Consider the following 18653-nt stretch of genomic DNA (forward strand, 5'->3'; position numbering starts at 1 on the left):
ATTTTTGTAGTTGATTTGTACGGAATATGTAGCTGGTATGTAGACGGATTTTTGTCTTTGTTGGTAAATTGACAATAAGGAAAAGAAGATTTTGCACTGGGAAATACGAGGGTTGGAAAAACTAAGTTTCCGGGAGAGACAAGCTGTCATGCTTAAAGAAAGCGGGCGTTCCAGCGAGGATATCGCCAAGGTTTTGGGGATAAGCGGCAGTTCTGTTTCAACCATGCTCGCAAGGGCCAAGACCAAAGGATATCAGATCATCGGAATCATCCAGGATCATGAATTAGGGCTGAATTATCCACTGGAGGATGATGAGGAAAATGAGAAATAGCAAAAAGCATACAAAAAAGAGAATAAAAAAGATAAACCCAATATTCGTAATTGTTTTGGGGATTGCTTTGATGTTAGGCGGAAGCTGGTCCTATCAGCTGCTTCAGTTGGATCGTTCCATTGAGCAGCAAAAAGCAGAGCTCGAGAGTAAAAAGCTTCAGATTATTGCTCAAAATGGTCAATTGCATGAGGAAATAGAGAAATTAAATACCCCGAGTTATGTGGAACAATTAGCCAGAGAAAAACTTGGACTGGTTCGTAAAGGAGAAATTTTAATAGCTCCCAAAGAGTCGGAAAATTAATCTATAAATGATAAGTGTATTTGATAAGCGCTGCCGCACAACGAATTATTTTTAATTTGTTAACGGCAGCGCTTTTTGATCAGGTAATATCATGTCAATTGGGCGGTGATATTCGTATATGATACAATGCCAATAGTTTTTTTGCTGAAGCAAGAAAAATGATTGCCGACGGAGATTCCCGAATTAGACAAGCTTCGCGGCAGCCATCAGCTATAATAATTCCATTAAGTGGAAGAGGTGGCATTATGGCTGAATGGGCAACACTCAAAGCGGAAAAAATCATTAACCGATTTTCTGACTCGCTGGGAATACAATGTCTGATTGTTATCGGAGGTTTTTTAACAGCCCGGGCAAACCTATTGGGTATTTATCCATTTGCTATTGCCTATCTTGCAGTTCTCGGCATGAATATGAAAAAATGGATTCTGCCGGGTCTTACCGGAATTACGGTCGGTCTGGTATCTGTCCAGGATTTTTCAGTGTTTCTGGAAGTTATGCCGAGCGCGGTTCTAGGTGTTCTGGCAGTTCAGATGATCAAAGAGAGCAAGGGAAAAATACTTCTTCTCGCTGGGCTTACGGCACTTGGAACCTTACTGCCCGGATTAGGCGTATCATGGTTTACCAATGGCTTCGGAGTGGAGTCTATCTTGCTGGTAATGGTCCAAAGCATTATTGCGGCAGGCTTTTCAATTATTTTTTTCTTTGCGTTTCTTCATAAGGAAAGCCTTATGAAGGGCAATTTCAAGGGCGAACAAGGTATGGTATGGATTTTAGTTCTGGCAGTCTGCTTAAGCGGCTTACAAGGGCTCGCTTTTGGGAAAATCAATTTACAGATCACATTTCTGGGGTTCTTTCTGCTTTTTGTGGCCTATAAATACGGAGCTGGTTCAGCTGCAGGTGTCGGAGCAATTTTAGGCTTTTTGTTAAAATGGAATCTTGGAATCGATAACCTGATTGATGCGGGACTCTACAGCTTACTCGGGTTTATGTGCGGAGGGTTTACCCGTTTTGGCAAGATGGGAGTTGCGGCTGCCTACAGCGCTTCTATTTTGATGGCCTCTTTTTTTGTCAATGAGACATTTTTGACTTCTCATCTTTATTCGTCCGCGCTTGCGCTTCTTATGTTTTTCTTATTACCCGGAAAACATGAAAAATTTTTTCTGAAGAATAAAGTAATGCCAGAAATCGAAACAACAGTAAGCAAAGTCAAAACTGTTGGTGACCTATTTGATCAGCTTGCTTATGGTTTCCAGGCGGCAGGACTTGAATCCAGGCTGCAGCCGGAAGTACCGGAAATGATGAATACCCTGGTCGATAAGATATGTCGGCATTGCCCGGATTCGAATTATTGCTGGCAGCAGGATTTTCACCAAACCTATCATTTTATGTATGACTTGTTTGCCTATGAAGAGAAAAGAATTCAAAGAAACCAAACCGGTGAAGCTTCAGACCAAATCAATCAGGAGAAAGTGCCTGTCGAATGGGGAAAATGCAGTAAACTTGAAGAAGTCATGCTGGCGGCTCAATTTATTCTGGAGCAGGAAAAAGACAAAGAGGTTTGGCAAAAACGTCTGGCCATAAACAGAGAAGCCTTAGCCGGCCAGTACAGAAGTGTATCTCAGGTGATCGGGCACCTCGCCCAGGAGCTTCATTCTCAGCATAATCACGAAGACGGAAAACCACTGGTCTGGTCCCGCAAGCATAAACTGGTTTTAGATCTGGGTATCGGCTCTTTTATTAAAACCGGTAATGGCATAAGCGGCGATAACTTTAGTTCGGTTTCGTTATCTTCATCCAAAAACGCGCTGATTATCTGTGACGGTATGGGCGCAGGGGAAGAGGCGGCCAGGATGAGCTCAGCGGCACTTACAATACTGGAACAGCTTCTGAGTACTGGATTTGAACCGGAGAGTGCCATCAAAGCGCTTAATTCAATCCTGGTTTTACGTTCTCCGGAAGAGAGCTTTGTCACCGTCGATATGGCCGTGTTGAATATCGAGGCAGATCAAGCCAGGCTGATTAAAATTGGAGCAGCACCGACCTATATCATCAGCAGAAACAAAGTAGATGCAGTAAAAACATCAAGTCTGCCGGCTGGTATACTGAACGATATTGATATCCCGGCGATTGATATTCCTTTTAAAGACGAGACGCTTGTCATCGTAACAGACGGAATCTTGGATGTGGCTAAAAGAAAGGACGATTGGCTCAAAGAATATCTGAAGAACAACAGAAGTTTGTCTTCGCAGGATCTGGCCGACAGTATTGTCAAAGAAGCACGAAGACTGTCCGGGGCCTGCCTGGAGGATGACGGGGTTGTCCTGGTTGTCAAGAGGAAGGACTTGGCTGGAAACGATGCCAGAAATTAAACCCAGTTTTAAGCTGTTGTTAAGATTTAACCTTTATATTAAAAATAAAAATATTTGTTTTAAATGCTTTGACAAATCGGCAAAATCTGGAGAGAATAGTATTAATACGATTTTAGGAAGGCTGCGGAGAAAATAATGTATGAAAGCTTGAGCTCGGAGGTATTGCCGCAACAAATTCCGTCTCAGTCCAAGGTGCTTGTAGCTGTTTCGGGAGGACCGGACTCGGTGGCCCTGGCTCATGTCATTTACCGCTATTCGTGCGAAAATCAAGATAAGAATATTTCTTTTGTTATTACGCATGTCAATCATAAGGTCAGGAGAGAAGCCGACAAGGAAGCGGAGCTTGTTAAGAATCTTGCTGGGGAATGGAAAGCAGGATTTATTTTGCATGAATTTGATGCGAAACGTAACGCTTCAGCTTGCCGCCAAAGTTTTCAGGAAGCATCAAGGGAATGGCGCTATGCCCGCTGGAAGGAAGACATGGAAGCGTGGGGCTGTGATTTACTGGCCACTGCCCACCATTTGGGAGATCAGGCGGAAACTGTTCTCTACCGTCTCTTAAGAGGGAGCGGAACAACAGGACTTGCAGGCATTTATCCTGTTAAAGACAAAATCATCCGTCCGCTCCTTTCGGTAACAAAAGAAGAAATCCTGGAATACTGCAAAGTTCAAAGTCTTCCCTATTCAATTGACAAGAGCAATCTGGAAACGGACTATTACAGGAATAAGATCAGACTCGAGCTAATTCCTGGACTGGAAAGCAAATATAATCAGAGGATTACGGATGCTTTGGGACGAACAGCGGAACTGCTGCGCTGGGACGAAGAATATATTTGTGCCCAGACGGAAGCTTTGTGGCCCAGGTACTGTCTCCGGGCAGATCATACCAGAGTCCTGCTTTCGCACGAAGCCTGGAAAGAACCGGAGGCAATCCTTTCCCGCCTGCTCCGGAAAGCGGCTTCGCAGGTATCGGGAGAAACAAGAGGGCCAGCGTTTAAATTTGTTAAGCTTTGGATGCAAAAGGGGAAACAGACCGGATGGCGTCAGGATCTTCAAGGTTTTAAGGTAGAAGTTGTCAAGCAAGGCCTTTTCTTTTTTAACGTAGAGCGAGAATCAAAAGAGTATATTTCCGGGAAAGATAGAATTGAAGAGTTCCGGCTTTTTGTCAAGTTACCTCTTGCTTTGAACGTTTGGAATAAAATTACGGAGTTAAAAGTACAGGTGGGAATTTTTGATTTCTATCCGGAAGAACAGCATGTTTTGTGGAGTACCGAACTTGATCCGGTCCAAATGTCTGTTCAGACTGAGCCTTTGGTATGTAGGACGAGACAGGCCGGAGACCGTATTTATTTTAAGAATTTAGGGCATAAAGCAATTAAAAAGGTTTTTCAGGACAAAGATATTTCTGCTGGGGAACGTGATAAGATTCTGTTTTTTGCTTTTGGCGATCTCGTCGTCTGGATCCCAGGTGTATGCAGGGGAGATAGCCTTTTGCCGGCTGGTCCGCAATCTTCCAGACTGTATTTGGTTGCGGCTGAAATATAAGGTTTTCTACTATTTTGGATTGATTGTAAAATAGGAAACCACATGATATAATATCTCATAGTTTTTCAAACGTTCGAATAAATGTACTTTAAGTATTGACAATATGTTTCCATCAATGAGAGGAGGATCTCCGGATTGAAAATACTAAAAAATGTCGCGATCTATTTGTTGATTATTCTTCTTGCAGTTTTGCTTATCAAATGGGTAAATCCTCCTGAAGCAAAGGATACCAGTCTAAAATATAATGCTTTTAAGCAGGCTATTGCTTCGGGCGGCGTCAGTGATGTTTCCGTTCAGGTCAATGATAAATACTACGTCTATACCGTTACCATGAAAGACAGCAAGATCTACGAAGTCGCCGGTCCCTCGGGAGATCAAACCCTTCTGGATGAGATGGAAAAACAGAATATCAACCTTACATTTGAGCCTCCGGCCACTGTACCGTGGTGGGTTTCTGTCCTGCCAACTCTCCTGATGTTCCTGTTTATTTTTGGGTTGTTCTTCTACATGATGCAGCAAACCCAAGGCGGCGGAAGCAAGGTAATGCAATTTGGCAAAAGCAGGGCACGGTTGGTATCAGATGAACACAAATATACGTTTAAAGATGTTGCAGGTGCAGATGAAGTTAAGGAAGAATTGGAAGAAATCGTAGAATTTCTGAAATCACCGAAAAAATTCAATGAGATTGGAGCTAAGATTCCGAAAGGGGTACTCCTTTTTGGCCCTCCCGGAACCGGAAAAACTTTGCTGGCGAAAGCCGTTTCCGGAGAAGCCGGAGTTCCGTTCTTCAGCATCAGCGGTTCGGATTTTGTGGAAATGTTTGTTGGTGTTGGAGCCTCAAGGGTGAGGGATCTTTTTGAACAGGCTAAAAAGAATTCCCCCTGTATCGTTTTTATCGATGAAATTGATGCTGTGGGACGTCAGCGCGGTGCCGGCTTGGGCGGCGGCCATGATGAGCGCGAGCAGACCCTGAATCAGCTTCTGGTCGAAATGGACGGATTTAACGGTAACGAAGGTGTCATCGTCATTGCTGCGACCAACCGTTCGGATATCCTGGATCCGGCTCTTCTCCGTCCTGGGCGTTTTGACAGACAGATTGTTGTCACTCTCCCGGATATCAAAGGAAGAGAGGAAATTCTGATGGTCCATGTCAAGGGTAAACCGTTAGCTTCAGATGTTAACCTTGAAGTTTTAGCGCGCAGAACCCCCGGCTTTACAGGGGCTGATCTTGCCAATCTGGTCAATGAAGCTGCTTTGCTTTCAGCCCGGCGTAATGAGAAAAAAGTCGATATGAAGGCGCTGGAAGATTCGATTGAAAGAGTCATTGCCGGTCCGGAAAAGAAAAGCCGGGTGATCAGTGATTTTGAAAAGAAACTGGTTTCTTACCATGAAGCCGGCCATGCGCTTCTGGGAGAATACCTTCCGCATACGGATCCCCTGCATAAGGTTTCGATTATACCAAGAGGCCGGGCAGGAGGCTATACGCTGCTGCTGCCGAAAGAGGACCGCAACTATATGACGAAGTCCCAGCTGCTTGACCAGGTCACCATGCTTTTGGGCGGCAGAGTAGCTGAAGCTCTGGTTTTGCATGAGATCAGTACCGGCGCTTCCAACGACCTGGAACGTGCGACAGGCATCGTAAGAAAAATGATTACCGAACTCGGGATGTCGGAAGAGCTCGGACCGGTAACTTTCGGCCATAAAGAAGAACAGGTTTTCCTGGGACGTGATATTGCGCGTGACCGTAATTACAGTGAATCTGTAGCCCAGGCGATTGATCATGAGGTGCGCCGTATCATTGATGAATCTTATCAAAAGGCGCAGGATATCATTTCAGAGAAAATTGAGATTCTGCATGCGATTGCCCAGGCACTGATGGTCAATGAAACGCTGGAGGCAGACTCTTTCCAGGATATTATTGCCAAATATGACGAGTCACGCATAGGTGATCCTTATGACACGCCTCTGTCCACAAACGGCAACAGTACGGAAGATAATGAACCAAAAGAAGAAAGTGAAAATGCTTAAGGTTGACAAGATACTTGCTCAGATGAGCTCAAAATATCTTATAATAGACATTTAAGGAGGATTCCCGTGGAAAGAACTTTTCTTATGCTTAAGCCGGACGCCATTCAAAGAGGTCTGGTTGGTGAAGTGATTGGCAGATTTGAAAAGAAAGGATTTAAGCTTGTTGGCTTAAAGTTGATCCAGGTAGACAGAGCCTTGGCGGAAGAACACTATAAGGAACATAAGGGTAAAGGTTTTTTTGAACCTACCGTTCAGTATATTATGTCCTCGCCGGTTGTGGCGATGGTCTGGGAAGGCAAGAATGTAGTCGCTATAGCTAGAGAAATGATGGGGGCGACCAATCCTGCCAATGCCAACCCTGGTTCTATCAGAGGCGCCTATGCGATGGACATCAGCAGAAACGTCATCCATGGCTCAGATTCTGTGGAAAGTGCCGAGAGGGAAATTTCCTTGTACTTCAAACCGGCGGAGATTCTTCATTATGCAAAAGCCGGTGAAGAGTGGCTTAGCGAGTAAATACAAGGACACCCATTCGGGTGTCCTTTTTACAGTCTGTCAGAAAAACTCAAAGTACTTTCTGAACCAAGTTTTGTTTTATATGTCAGAATAAGCCGGGGTGAATCAGATGCAGGATAAAAAGAAAATGGCATGGATGATGATCAGTGTGGGTATGCTGCTGATCGGTGTTTTTCTTGTAATTATTATTAAATCCTATATGGCTGATCAAAATGCTTCTTCGCAGGAGAAAAATCTCCCGAGCCTTCTTCAGCTGGAGATGGAGAATGAACAATTGGCTGGAGAAAATGACAAACTGCTGGAAGAATTGACGAAGTATCAGGCGGGGGAAAGCGCTGCGGCCCTGGCTTCCGAGCAGTTGGAGCAGGCGAAGATCAGTGCAGGGCTTGTGTCCCTCAGTGGCCCGGGCATTGTGATCGTTCTGGATGATTCTGATCAGAAGCGAAGCACAAGTAATGGGAACATTGGGAATTATTATATCCATGAGGAATACTTGAGGGCAATCGTCAATGCACTGTGGAATGGCGGAGCTGAGGCCATTTCGATTAATGACCAGCGGATTACTTCTAATACAGAAATATTCTGCAGCGGTTCTTATATTAAGATCAACAACACAAGACAGATGCCACCGTATAACATCGTGGCGATTGGCAATCAGGATAACTTAAAATCGGCTCTTCAGTTTTACGTATGGGACATGCTCGGGGAATATCAGCAACAATACGGCATAACCCGTAAACTGGAAATACCTAAGGAATCTGTCACAGTACCTGCCGCCAATCAGTACAGTTATAAGTATGCACAGCCTGTCAAGGAGGGTTAGACTTGATAAACAAACATGTCATAACGGTTGCGACGATTGCCGCCGTAGCGATTGGCTTTTTGATTTCCCTTCAATTTCAGGCGCAAAGAGAAGTGGACAGTGCAGAAAAAATTCAGCAGCAAAGAGTTGAGCAGACCGATACGGTGATGAAAACCTTGCAGGATGAAAACAATTCTTTGCAGGAAGAATATAATCGAATATCTGCAGAATTGGAAAGATACAGGAACCAAAACAGTGAGAATCCCTATCTTAGGGCAAGACTGGATCAGCTTAAAATCGCTGACGGAACCATCGCTGTTACCGGACCTGGGGTTAAGATGATTGTCAAAGACAGCGGTCCGGATACTGATGCAGTTATCCCGCTGAGTACGGATGAGCTGCGCGAGATCGTGAATGTCCTGCGATTGGCAGGAGCAGAAGCGATCAGCATCAATGGTCAGCGGATTGTTGCTTCGACTTCCATTGTTATCAGCGGGACAGCGACAATCCTGGTGAATTCAGTCCCGATCAGCAGGATTGGCGGAACCACGTATGAAATCCTGGCTATTGGCAAACAGGATGATCTACTCGACTATTTGACGAATATGATCGCGATTGACTTGAAACAATTTGGCAGAAAAGTTGAAATAACCCGCGAAACGGTGACAATTCCATCCTTTAAAGGAAGCTATACCTTCGAGTACGCTTCGGAGGTAAAGAAAGGATAACCTGATAACAGGTGAGCGCCTGAATTGGAGAAAATGAATTCATTGATTAAGGCGGAAAAGGAGTGAAGGATTTGAAGGCGTACAATATGCGATGGCTAAAAATAGACAGCCTGCTGCAGGCTGAAAGAGCCCTAAGCCAGGTTGGCGTTGACCCTGGTGGTCTTCCATATATGAACGGCAAGGCTTTGACCAAACCGATCAAGCTGGAGAATGTACCGGCTCCGGTAGCCTTGGTTCTGAAACAGGAAATGCTCTCCTCCGGTGGAGATGCAGCTGTCCATAAAGATTTGCTCGACAACGGAGCACCGGAAAGCGATGTGTTGCTTATAGGTACCTATAAGCAGTTAACCAAACTTGCGGACAGACTGGCGACGATGTCCGCGGAGTTCCAATCCCTCGCTCAGTCCTTATGCGAGCTGATGACCTATTTGGAGGAACCTCCGGCCGGAATCATTGATTGCAGGGGAAAGAGTCTCATTTGGGGTCAAAAGACTTTGATCATGGGAATATTAAACGTAACGCCGGATTCCTTTTCCGACGGCGGAAAATTTGACAACATCGAGAATGCTTTAAAGCAGGCGGAAAAAATGGTTGCCGACGGTGCTGATATGCTTGATATTGGCGGGGAGTCCACCCGCCCGGGATATGGCGGCGTCAGTGCCGAAGAAGAGTGGTCCAGACTTGAACCGGTACTTAAAGCACTTATCCCGGTCTGTTCGGTTCCAATATCGATTGATACCCAAAAAGCAGCTGTTGCAGCCAAGTCTTTGCGGTTGGGGGCCCATATCATTAATGATATCTGGGGTTTGCAGAAAGATCCTGAAATGGCCGGCGTTATTGCAGAATATCAAGCTCCGGTCGTGATAATGCATAATCAGGATCATACAGAATATAAGAATATGATGGGTGAAATATTGTCATTCCTGGAGCGTAGCATTGAAATGGCTCTAGACTGCGGATTGACGCAGAATCAAATTATTGTCGATCCCGGAATCGGGTTTGGAAAAACACCGGAACAGAATATGGAAGTCTTAAGCCGGATGGAAGAATTTAAATCGCTAGGGTGTCCTCTTCTTCTGGGAGTATCCCGCAAATCCGTGATTGGACGGACCTTGAACCTTCCGGTTGATCAAAGGCTGGAACCGACGATTGCCCTGGGGACGCTCGGAATTGTCGCCGGAGCAGATATTCTGCGTGTGCATGATGTTCCCGAAAACAAAAAGGCTGCGCTTATCACTGACCTGGTGATACGTCGAAAAAGAGGAGAAGATTATGAAGGAAAGTGATGTCATTCACCTGCGTGGTATGGAGTTTTATGCTTACCATGGGGTGATGGAGGAGGAGCAGGTTCTTGGCCAAAGATTTCTGATTGACGTGGACATCTTCCTGAAAAAACCGGTCAGTATGCAGGACAATCTAGCGGAAACTGTCAATTATGCTGAAGTCTATCAAGTAATCAAAAATTGTGTCCTTGATCAGCGTTATCAGCTGATCGAAACGCTTGCCGAAAAAATAGCCTTGGAAATTACAACCGGATTTCGCTGTTCAGGCGTCCGGGTAGAGGTACATAAGCCGAATGCCCCGGTTTCCGGAATTCTTAAGGATATATCCGTAGAAATCATACGGGAGAAAAAAGATGAGAGCATTTTTAAGTTTGGGGAGCAATGAAGGAGACCGCAAGGAATATTTGGATCGGGCACTCAATATGCTGATGGATACTTCAGGGATCATGATTCAGCGTATTTCCAGCCTCTATGAGACTGAACCCTGGGGCAATGTTGACCAGTCACCTTTCCTGAATATGGCCATTGGCATTGAAACGGAGCTGGATCCTTACGAACTGCTTGAGGTCTGCCAGCAAATTGAAACGTCTCTAGGAAGAAAACGACTGACTCATTGGGGGCCGCGCACCATTGATATCGATATTCTTTCCTATCAGGATTACGTAATTCAGACTGAAAAACTGACAATTCCGCATCCCTTTATGGAACAAAGAGAGTTCGTACTGGCTCCGCTAAGAGAAATATCACCGGATTATATTCTGCAGTCAGGAAGAGTAATCGGAACTGTTCAAGGCGAAGGACTTATTAAAAAAATTACTAAAATATAGGTATAAATAAGATCAATACGTTTTAAGTAAAATTATAAAAAATCATAAAATATGGATGGTTCTTTAAGATTTTTCTTTATTATTTCTCTTCTTTATCATATACTAAAGAGTAAGCTGCAGACGATATCTGTATAGAGTTGTACCGTAGCAGTTCTACTATTTTTTATGACTGATCGGATCGTGCATCAACCGCTTGGATTATTACTACTGGGACGGTGAAGGCAGGGTATATGTTGAATTCGTTTATAACAATACACCTTCACCATGTGAGGTGTATTTTTTTGTCAGAAAATACAATAAAATTTGGAATCATCGGAACTGGCGTGGTCGGGACATCTCTGGCGATTCTGTTGGAGAAAGCAGGGCTGGAGTGTATCGGAGTCCATACCCGCGGCAAAAGGTCATATGATCATTTTCGCAGATACTTGCCAAAAGAGCAGCTTGGATTGAAGCAGCTTGTGATGGAGTCAGATCTGATTTTTATTACGACTCAGGATTGCAACATTGAAGACGCAGCGGCCAGACTTTCTCAGGAGAAGGATATTAAACCAGGTCAAATCTGGATTCACTGCTCAGGGTCTTTGCCTTCGGGAGTCATGTGTCAGGATCCTGTACTGCCTGTCGGCTACCTGTCTCTGCATCCACTGCAGGCCTTTGCAAATATTGATGTCGCGGTTTCCGTCATGAAGGGAACCTATTTTGGCATAGAAGGCAGCAGTCCGGAGGTTGAGCGCCAAGGGGAGGAACTGGTTATGTTATTAGGCGGAATTCCACTTAAAATTAATCCGGCTAAAAAAAGCCTTTATCATGCTGGAGCGGTTGTCGTCTCAAATTATCTTGTTTCGCTGGTCCTGCTGGCAGTCAAACTATTTGAACAGGCCGGAATAGAGCGTAAAGACGCTCTGGCTGCCTTACTTCCGCTGTTAGCCGGATCCTGTCGGAATATTGGCAAACTGGGGCTTCCTGGGGCGCTTACAGGGCCAATTGCCAGGGGAGATGCCGAAGTCGTCGCAAGACATTTACAAAGCATGCCTGAAGAGATAAGAACAGTCTATAGAGAGCTTGGAAAGCTGGCCTTGGAATTGGGATTAGAAAAAAAACTATGGGATAGGGCATCCTATCGCCCAGAAGATTTAAACGACCTGGAAGAACTTTTGAATGACTTAGGAAAGGAAACAAAGCAATGATCATTGCCAAAAAAATAACTGAAACAAGAGAAAAAATAGCATCAGCCAAACAGCTGGGAAAAGCTGTTGTCCTTATACCCACGATGGGCTTCTTGCATGAAGGCCATCAGTCCATGGTCAAAATAGCCAGAAATCAAGATCCGAATCACAAAAAAATCTATATTGTGATGAGTATATTTGTGAATCCCTTACAGTTTGGTCCGAATGAGGATTATGAGAAATATCCGCGTGATCTTGCCAGGGATTCGGGACTCGCCGAACAGGCAGGAGTAGACTTGTTATTTGCTCCTTCGGTCGCGGAAATGTATCCGGACGGAAAAAGCCTTACGGCAGTTCAGGTATCCCAGATCACCGAGGTCCTCTGCGGAGCCAGCCGTCAGGGACACTTTCAGGGAGTAGCAACTGTTGTGACGAAACTTTTTAATATTATTCAACCTGATGAAGCCTATTTTGGCTTAAAAGATTACCAGCAGGTTGCTGTCATCAAACAAATGACAAAAGATTTAAATAGCCCTGTTAAAATCGTGGCCTTCCCGACGGTTCGAGAAAGCGACGGACTAGCCAAGAGTTCTAGAAACGCTTATTTGAGCAGTGAAGACCGGCGGCAAGCCCCGGTGTTATTCCGTTCATTGCAGGAAGCGGAGGCACGAATTATTGAAGGTGAGACCTGCACTGAAGTTGTCAGAGAAGAGATCAGACAGAGAATAAGCAGTGAATCAAACGGGAAAATTGATTATGTAGAAATAAGAAAAGCGGACAATCTTGCAGCTGTCGACAGTATTGACTGCCCTGTTGTGATTGCTCTTGCCGTACGTTTTGGCACAACGCGCTTGATTGATAATATTGTCGTGGAGGTGTGAGAAAAAATGTTCAGAAATATGATGAAATCAAAGATCCATAAAGCTAGGGTTACTGAAGCCAACCTGAATTATGTGGGAAGCATAACGATAGACCGCAGCCTGATGGAGCAGGCCGATATTCTGGAAAATGAGAAAGTTCAGGTCGTTAACCTGAATAATGGAGCAAGGCTGGAAACGTATGTTATTCCAGGAGAGGAGAATTCCGGAATGATCTGTCTAAATGGAGCAGCAGCCAGGCTGGTTCAGGTCGGGGATCAGGTGATTATTATTTCCTATGGGCTGTTTTCCGATGAAGAAAGCAAAGGATATACACCGAAAATTGTTTTTGTCGACGAAAAGAACCAGCCGGTCAGAATCGATGATGTTGAAGTGCACGGCGTACAGGCTTGACACATTTTATGTCGAAGAATAGAATTAGAAAAAGGTCTACGAGCGAAAGGAGCGGCTGATAATGGATAATGACGAACGCAAAGATCAGCTGATCAATGATATAAATGCTCTGCGCAAGCAAAGAAAAGCGGTAATTCTTGCCCATTATTACCAGCCGAGGGACATTCAGGATATTGCGGATTTTGTCGGAGATTCACTTCAGCTCGCCCAGCAGGCTGCCCGGACAGATGCGGATGTCATCGTATTCTGCGGGGTCCATTTTATGGCAGAAAGTGCTGCAATCCTATCCCCGGAAAAGACTGTCCTGCTTCCAGAACCTTCGGCCGGCTGCCCAATGGCTGACATGGTCGAAGCAAACCGGCTCAAAGAAGCGAAGACCAAATTGCCCGGTGCAAAGGTGGTCTGTTATGTTAATTCATCCGCAGAGGTGAAAGCCGTAAGCGATATTTGTTGTACATCATCCAATGCAGAGAAAATTGTTCAATCTCTTGGAAAAGAGGAGATCCTGTTTGTGCCTGACGGCAACCTCGGCGGATATATTGCAGCCAAAACGAACAGAAAGATTAACCTGTGGCCGGGATTTTGTCCGACCCATCACAGACTCGCCAGGGAAGATATCTTAAAGGCGCGGGAGGAACATCAGGGAGCAAAAGTTCTGGTTCATCCTGAATGCCGCGAGGAAGTCTGGCGGGAAGCCGATTATGTTGGCTCTACTGCCGGAATTATTAAGTATGCAGAAAATTCAACGGACACCGAATTTATTATTGGAACGGAATGCGGCATTTTGCATGAACTTACTAAACGCTGTCCTGGAAAACAATTTTATATGGCTTCAGCGCATATGATCTGCCCGAATATGAAAAAGATCAGCTTGCAAAAGGTCAAGGATACCCTTTCAAACATGGCACCGGTCGTTACTGTGTCAAAAGAAATCAGAGAGAAGGCGGTCTGCGCGCTGGAAAGAATGCTGGCCGTCCAATAATGAACATATGATATTGAGGATGAGTAAGAGATATGAATGAGAATGACTATCTGATTCCCTGGGACAAGGATAAGCTTGAGATCTTCCAGACAGAAGTGCTTATTCTCGGAAGCGGAATTGCGGGATTGTTTGCAGCAATCAAACTTTGTCCCAAATATGAAGTAACCGTTCTGACCAAGAAAGATGTGATGGCAAGCAACACTGAGCATGCTCAGGGAGGTATTGCCGTTGCTCTTAATGAGGATGACTCTCCTGAATTTCACTATGGCGATACCATTAAAGCCGGAGCAGGGCTATGCAACCTGAAAGCAGTCAAGATCCTGGCTGAGAAAGGACCGGAGTGTGTCAGTAAGCTGATTGATTTTGGCACCAAATTTGATGAAAGCAATAATAAACTGGATTTTACGCGGGAAGGTGCCCACAGTAAAAGCAGGGTACTGCATGCTCACGGTGATGCCACCGGCGGAGAAATAGAACGTGCCCTGGTAGAAGTTGTGCATTCCAGCCCGATTACCGTTAAAGAAAACTATTATTTAATTGATTTTGTTAAGAACAGTAAAGCAGAGGTTTGCGGAGCTCTGGTGCTTAACAATATTACCTTGGCAATGGAAATATGGCTGGCTAAAGCCATTATCCTGGCCACGGGCGGTGCAGGTCAGATGTATAAGCATACGACCAATCCTGCGGTTGCGACAGGAGATGGAATAGCTGCTGCTTATCGGGCAGGAGCCGAACTTATGGATATGGAATTTATTCAATTCCATCCTACGGCCCTGCTGCTGCCGGGAGCGCCCAATTTTTTAATTTCGGAGGCAGCCAGAGGAGAGGGAGCTGTACTGGTAAACTCACGCGGAGAACGTTTTATGGAGGGTGTTCCCGGTAAAGAGCTTGCTCCGAGGGATGTTGTATCAAGGGAGATATGGAAGCAGATGCAGACAGGACAGGTCTATCTCGATTTCAGCCCGATGGGACACTCCAAAGTCGAACAAAGGTTTCCAGGAATCCATAAAACCTGTCTGAATTATGGCGTTGATATTTCTACAGATCCGGTACCGGTTGGCCCTGCTGCGCATTACTTAATGGGCGGAGTCCGCATCAATGAATTTGGTGAAACGAATTTGCCAAATCTTTTTGCTTGTGGTGAATGTGCCTGTAATGGCGTTCATGGTGCCAACAGGCTCGCCAGCAACTCCTTGTTGGACGGATTAGTATTTGCTTCAACCATTTCTGATACAATCAATCAGAAGATTGGCGAAATGCCCAACCCGGAAGATGTTTTGCCGTATGAAGGCTGCCCCGATGAATGTGATGTCCGGGATTCCGCTGCAGACCCGGCTAATCTGAAAGAAGAACTGCAGAATATTTTATGGGATAAAGTCGGAATCATTCGGGATGAAGAACATTTGCGGCAGGCCCAGGCGGAATTAAATCAATTGATGGAACGGTTTAACCCCCATTCTGAAGTATCGGAACTCGAGCTTGGCAATATGCTTGCGATTGGAATGGTGATTATCAAGGCTGCTTTGGCACGTGAAGAAAGCAGAGGGGGCCATTTCCGACGGGATTTCCCGAATGCGGAGGAACACTGGCAAAAGCATTCTGTCTATATGAGGGGGGATTATCATGTTCGCTACGTTTCAATATGAAGAATTGATTGAACGTGCTTTAAAAGAAGATATTGGTACCGGAGATCTCAGTACGCTGATCATTCCTAAAGATTACCAGAGTGAAGCCAGAATCTATGCCAAAGCACATGGGATTATCTGCGGCCTTTTTATTGCTGAGATGACCTTTAAGAAGATAGATCCGTACATAGACGTTCAGATGCAGGTTGAAGACGGAGACAGTATCGGACCAGGGACCCTGATCATGAAAATTAATGGTTCACTGGCAGGAATCCTTCAAGCTGAAAGAACTGTACTTAATTTCATTCAGCATCTTTCAGGAATATCTAGTATTACCAAAAGATTTGTCGAACTTGTATCTGATTTAGGCGTTAAGGTCACAGATACGCGCAAAACGATGCCGGGTATGAGAAACCTGCAGAAATACGCTGTCAGGGTCGGCGGAGGAACGAACCACCGTTTTGGTTTGTATGATGCCGTTATGCTTAAGGATAATCATCTGGACGCAATCGGAAATCTGGCTGAGGCTGTTCAAAAAATCAAAACAAAAGTTGGCCATATGGTTAAAATAGAGGTTGAATGTGAAACGCTGGAACAGGTACGGGAAGCCGTTCTGAGCGGCGTTGACGTGATTATGCTCGATAATATGTCCCTGCAGGATATGAAAACAGCGGTTCAGTATATTAACCACCGGGTTGTCGTAGAGGCGTCCGGAGGAGTTAGGGAAGACACAGTGCGTCAAATTGCTGAGACGGGAGTGGACATTATTTCAGTAGGCAGGCTTACGCATTCGGTCGAAGCGATTGATTTTTCAATGGTCGTTGATGATTTCAAACCATCTATTCAGAAGCACCTTCATTCTGCTGAAAAAATATAATCTGGCACTTATCCGGTTCTAAAGGGAGGCGGGTACAATGATTTTGGTCATCGATATCGGGAATACGAATATTGTACTTGGTGTTTACCAAGACCGTGAGCTTATTCATTACTGGAGAATTTCCACGGAAAAAAACAATACATCGGATGAATATGCGTCGACAATTAAGAATTTATTCAGTTTTCACGATTTGTCTTTCAGCAATATATCCGGGGCTATTATTTCTTCGGTTGTACCACCTGTGACGCCTGCGCTGGAACGGATGATCAAAAAGTATTTCAGCGTAACCCCGATTATTGTTGGTCCAGGCGTTAAGACCGGTATTTCCATTAATATTGATAATCCAAGGGAACTTGGGGCTGATAGGATTGTAAACGCTGTAGCTGCCTATGCCAAATACGGCGGGTTAATAATTATTGTTGATTTTGGCACGGCAACAACTTTTTGCGCTGTCAGTGAAAAGGGAGAGTACTTAGGGGGAGCGATTGCGCCTGGAATCGGGATTTCTACTGAGGCACTCTACCAGAAAGCCTCGAAATTGCCTAAAGTAGAGATTGTTAAGACCAAAAACGTTATCGGCAAAAATACAGTCAGCGGTATGCAAGCGGGAATATATCATGGATTTTGCGGACAGATTGACCGTATTGTCGAGCTGATGAAAAAAGAACTTGGCGGAAAAACTAAAGTCATTGCAACCGGGGGTCTGGCTGAACTGATTGTCGGGGATTCCAAAATGATCGATATTATTGATCCTTTTTTAACGTTGGAAGGACTTTTGTATATTTATGAAAGAAATCTGCGGTAATTGTATATGTTGAGGTAAAAATGAAATTAGGGAAGTATCATTTGTCAGAAAAGCCTGTTTTTATGGCCCCGATGGCAGGGATAACGGATAAGGCCTTTCGGGAAATCATCCGGCTTACAGGCGGCAAATACGTCATAACGGAAATGATCAGCGATAAAGCCCTGCTGCATCATAACGCCAAGACATTTAAAATGCTTGATCTTAAAGGAGAAGAAGAACCCCGAATTGTTCAGCTTTTTGGATCTGAACCTGTCCCAATGGCCAGAGCAGCTGAAATAGCTGAAACATATGGAGCTGATATCATAGACATTAATATGGGATGTCCGACACCAAAGATTGTGAAAAATGGTGAAGGAGCATCCCTTCTTCGAAACATTCCGTTAGCGATAGAAATTGTCTCCGAAGTGGTAAAGGCTGTGAGGGTTCCTGTTACCGTTAAAATCCGCCTGGGATGGGATAGTTCCACTATCGTTGCGCTTGAACTGGCGCCAATGTTAGAGCAGGCAGGAGTCAGCATGCTGACAGTTCATGCCCGGACCAGAGAACAATATTATTCCGGCAAGGCTGACTGGGAATGGATCAGTAAAATTAAAGCAAGAATTGGCATACCTGTGATTGGGAATGGGGATATTCTATCTCCGGAAGATGCGCTGAAAATGGTTCAGCTTACCGGATGCGATGGAGTCATGATAGCGAGGGGAGCTTTAGGAAATCCGTGGCTGATTGGCAGATCCCAATATTATCTCGATACGGAAACACTTCCACAGGAACCTGACAATAGAGAAAAACTTAGAATACTTATTCAGCATTTTGAAAAGATTATTGAATATAAAGGCGAAAGAACCGGTGTACAGGAGATCCGCAAACACGCTTCCTGGTATATCAAGGGTATGAGGAAAGCAGCAGAGTACCGGAACCAGATCATGAAAATCAAAAGTTACCAAGAAATGAAGACGTTGTTTTCAGGCATTTACTCGATGGAATGCCCGGACCATTAATCCGGCTATCAAAATATTAAGTAAATTTGCTTGACAATAAAATGGAGGTTCCTTATAATCTCATCTTTGACACTTTAAAGAGCAAAAAAGCCTGGAACCCCTTGCAAACAAGGGAAATCCGGGCTTTTACATTTTTAAAAAAGTGAGTAATGTTTTTATGACTTTGTACTTTTGAGAATTTTTTTCATCTGACTGGTAC

General features: G+C 44.7%; 18 protein-coding genes and 1 pseudogene. All 19 read left to right on the forward strand.

All coding sequences use genetic code 11. The annotated features are described in order from the left end of the window. Positions 1-91 precede the first annotated feature (91 nt). The 19 genes and pseudogenes from A7D23_RS13225 (at position 92) to dusB (ending at position 18454) form a co-directional block, all read left to right on the forward strand. Positions 92-331, forward strand: coding sequence for a sigma factor-like helix-turn-helix DNA-binding protein (locus A7D23_RS13225; protein ID WP_025204977.1), 240 nt, complete (start codon positions 92-94; stop codon positions 329-331). Next, on the forward strand, positions 321-632 hold the full coding sequence (locus A7D23_RS13230; protein ID WP_019224818.1) for a septum formation initiator family protein: 312 nt from the start codon (positions 321-323) through the stop codon (positions 630-632). The genes A7D23_RS13225 and A7D23_RS13230 overlap by 11 nt, the downstream gene beginning before the upstream one ends. Before the next feature lie 245 nt (positions 633-877). Next, positions 878-3001, forward strand: coding sequence for a SpoIIE family protein phosphatase (locus tag A7D23_RS13235; protein ID WP_025204978.1), 2124 nt, complete (start codon positions 878-880; stop codon positions 2999-3001). Positions 3002-3136: 135 nt separating this feature from the next. After that, positions 3137-4546: a tRNA lysidine(34) synthetase TilS gene (tilS, locus tag A7D23_RS13240; RefSeq protein WP_025204979.1), complete on the forward strand. Its 1410-nt coding sequence runs from the start codon at positions 3137-3139 to the stop codon at positions 4544-4546. 135 nt (positions 4547-4681) lie between these two features. Then, entirely contained in the window at positions 4682-6574 is a 1893-nt protein-coding gene (ftsH, locus tag A7D23_RS13245) for an ATP-dependent zinc metalloprotease FtsH (RefSeq protein WP_025204982.1), read from the forward strand. Positions 6575-6640: 66 nt separating this feature from the next. After that, positions 6641-7090: a nucleoside-diphosphate kinase gene (gene ndk / locus A7D23_RS13250; protein ID WP_019224814.1), complete on the forward strand. Its 450-nt coding sequence runs from the start codon at positions 6641-6643 to the stop codon at positions 7088-7090. A gap of 109 nt (positions 7091-7199) precedes the next feature. Further along, on the forward strand, positions 7200-7913 hold the full coding sequence (locus tag A7D23_RS13255) for a DUF881 domain-containing protein (RefSeq protein WP_019224813.1): 714 nt from the start codon (positions 7200-7202) through the stop codon (positions 7911-7913). Between the two features lie 2 nt (positions 7914-7915). Beyond that, positions 7916-8620, forward strand: coding sequence for a DUF881 domain-containing protein (locus tag A7D23_RS13260; RefSeq protein ID WP_019224812.1), 705 nt, complete (start codon positions 7916-7918; stop codon positions 8618-8620). Positions 8621-8682: 62 nt separating this feature from the next. Beyond that, entirely contained in the window at positions 8683-9906 is a 1224-nt protein-coding gene (folP, locus tag A7D23_RS13265; protein WP_083221926.1) for a dihydropteroate synthase, read from the forward strand. Beyond that, complete coding sequence (folB, locus tag A7D23_RS13270; RefSeq protein WP_025204988.1) at positions 9893-10288, forward strand: dihydroneopterin aldolase; 396 nt, start codon at positions 9893-9895, stop codon at positions 10286-10288. The genes folP and folB overlap by 14 nt, the downstream gene beginning before the upstream one ends. Next, positions 10257-10730 carry a 2-amino-4-hydroxy-6-hydroxymethyldihydropteridine diphosphokinase gene (folK, locus tag A7D23_RS13275; RefSeq protein WP_019224809.1) on the forward strand — a complete coding sequence of 158 codons (474 nt, stop codon included), beginning with the start codon at positions 10257-10259 and terminating at the stop codon, positions 10728-10730. Before folB ends, folK begins: the two co-directional genes overlap by 32 nt. A 281-nt stretch (positions 10731-11011) precedes the next feature. After that, a complete protein-coding gene (locus tag A7D23_RS13280) occupies positions 11012-11917 on the forward strand; it encodes a DUF2520 domain-containing protein (protein WP_019224808.1) in 906 nt (301 codons plus the stop codon). Next, positions 11914-12777 (forward strand): pantoate--beta-alanine ligase, encoded by an 864-nt coding sequence (panC, locus tag A7D23_RS13285; RefSeq protein ID WP_025204992.1) that lies wholly within the window; start codon positions 11914-11916, stop codon positions 12775-12777. Before A7D23_RS13280 ends, panC begins: the two co-directional genes overlap by 4 nt. A gap of 6 nt (positions 12778-12783) precedes the next feature. Beyond that, positions 12784-13167 carry an aspartate 1-decarboxylase gene (panD, locus tag A7D23_RS13290; protein WP_015042360.1) on the forward strand — a complete coding sequence of 128 codons (384 nt, stop codon included), beginning with the start codon at positions 12784-12786 and terminating at the stop codon, positions 13165-13167. 43 nt (positions 13168-13210) lie between these two features. Continuing rightward, positions 13211-14149, forward strand: a pseudogene (gene nadA / locus A7D23_RS13295) (quinolinate synthase NadA); the annotation flags it as partial. A 32-nt stretch (positions 14150-14181) separates the two neighbouring features. Beyond that, positions 14182-15795 (forward strand): L-aspartate oxidase, encoded by a 1614-nt coding sequence (nadB, locus tag A7D23_RS13300; RefSeq protein ID WP_019224805.1) that lies wholly within the window; start codon positions 14182-14184, stop codon positions 15793-15795. After that, positions 15773-16651, forward strand: coding sequence for a carboxylating nicotinate-nucleotide diphosphorylase (nadC, locus tag A7D23_RS13305; protein ID WP_019224804.1), 879 nt, complete (start codon positions 15773-15775; stop codon positions 16649-16651). Before nadB ends, nadC begins: the two co-directional genes overlap by 23 nt. A gap of 37 nt (positions 16652-16688) precedes the next feature. Beyond that, a complete protein-coding gene (locus A7D23_RS13310; protein WP_019224803.1) occupies positions 16689-17456 on the forward strand; it encodes a type III pantothenate kinase in 768 nt (255 codons plus the stop codon). A 20-nt stretch (positions 17457-17476) separates the two neighbouring features. Further along, on the forward strand, positions 17477-18454 hold the full coding sequence (gene dusB, locus A7D23_RS13315; RefSeq protein WP_025204995.1) for a tRNA dihydrouridine synthase DusB: 978 nt from the start codon (positions 17477-17479) through the stop codon (positions 18452-18454). Positions 18455-18653 lie beyond the last annotated feature (199 nt).

Origin of the sequence: Dehalobacter sp. TeCB1 (assembly GCF_001707455.1) — a bacterium.
Lineage (GTDB): Bacteria > Bacillota > Desulfitobacteriia > Desulfitobacteriales > Syntrophobotulaceae > Dehalobacter > Dehalobacter restrictus.

What these genes read in the sequence shown, in the direction of transcription:
- panC (WP_025204992.1), top strand. Translation starts at nt 11,914, where the DNA reads ATGATCATTGCCAAAAAAATAACTGAAACAAGAGAAAAAATAGCATCA.
- nadC (WP_019224804.1), top strand. Translation starts at nt 15,773, where the DNA reads ATGTTCGCTACGTTTCAATATGAAGAATTGATTGAACGTGCTTTAAAA.
- nadB (WP_019224805.1), top strand. Translation starts at nt 14,182, where the DNA reads ATGAATGAGAATGACTATCTGATTCCCTGGGACAAGGATAAGCTTGAG.
- dusB (WP_025204995.1), top strand. Translation starts at nt 17,477, where the DNA reads ATGAAATTAGGGAAGTATCATTTGTCAGAAAAGCCTGTTTTTATGGCC.
- folB (WP_025204988.1), top strand. Translation starts at nt 9,893, where the DNA reads ATGAAGGAAAGTGATGTCATTCACCTGCGTGGTATGGAGTTTTATGCT.
- A7D23_RS13310 (WP_019224803.1), top strand. Translation starts at nt 16,689, where the DNA reads ATGATTTTGGTCATCGATATCGGGAATACGAATATTGTACTTGGTGTT.
- A7D23_RS13230 (WP_019224818.1), top strand. Translation starts at nt 321, where the DNA reads ATGAGAAATAGCAAAAAGCATACAAAAAAGAGAATAAAAAAGATAAAC.
- A7D23_RS13255 (WP_019224813.1), top strand. Translation starts at nt 7,200, where the DNA reads ATGCAGGATAAAAAGAAAATGGCATGGATGATGATCAGTGTGGGTATG.
- panD (WP_015042360.1), top strand. Translation starts at nt 12,784, where the DNA reads ATGTTCAGAAATATGATGAAATCAAAGATCCATAAAGCTAGGGTTACT.
- A7D23_RS13235 (WP_025204978.1), top strand. Translation starts at nt 878, where the DNA reads ATGGCTGAATGGGCAACACTCAAAGCGGAAAAAATCATTAACCGATTT.
- folK (WP_019224809.1), top strand. Translation starts at nt 10,257, where the DNA reads ATGAGAGCATTTTTAAGTTTGGGGAGCAATGAAGGAGACCGCAAGGAA.
- tilS (WP_025204979.1), top strand. Translation starts at nt 3,137, where the DNA reads ATGTATGAAAGCTTGAGCTCGGAGGTATTGCCGCAACAAATTCCGTCT.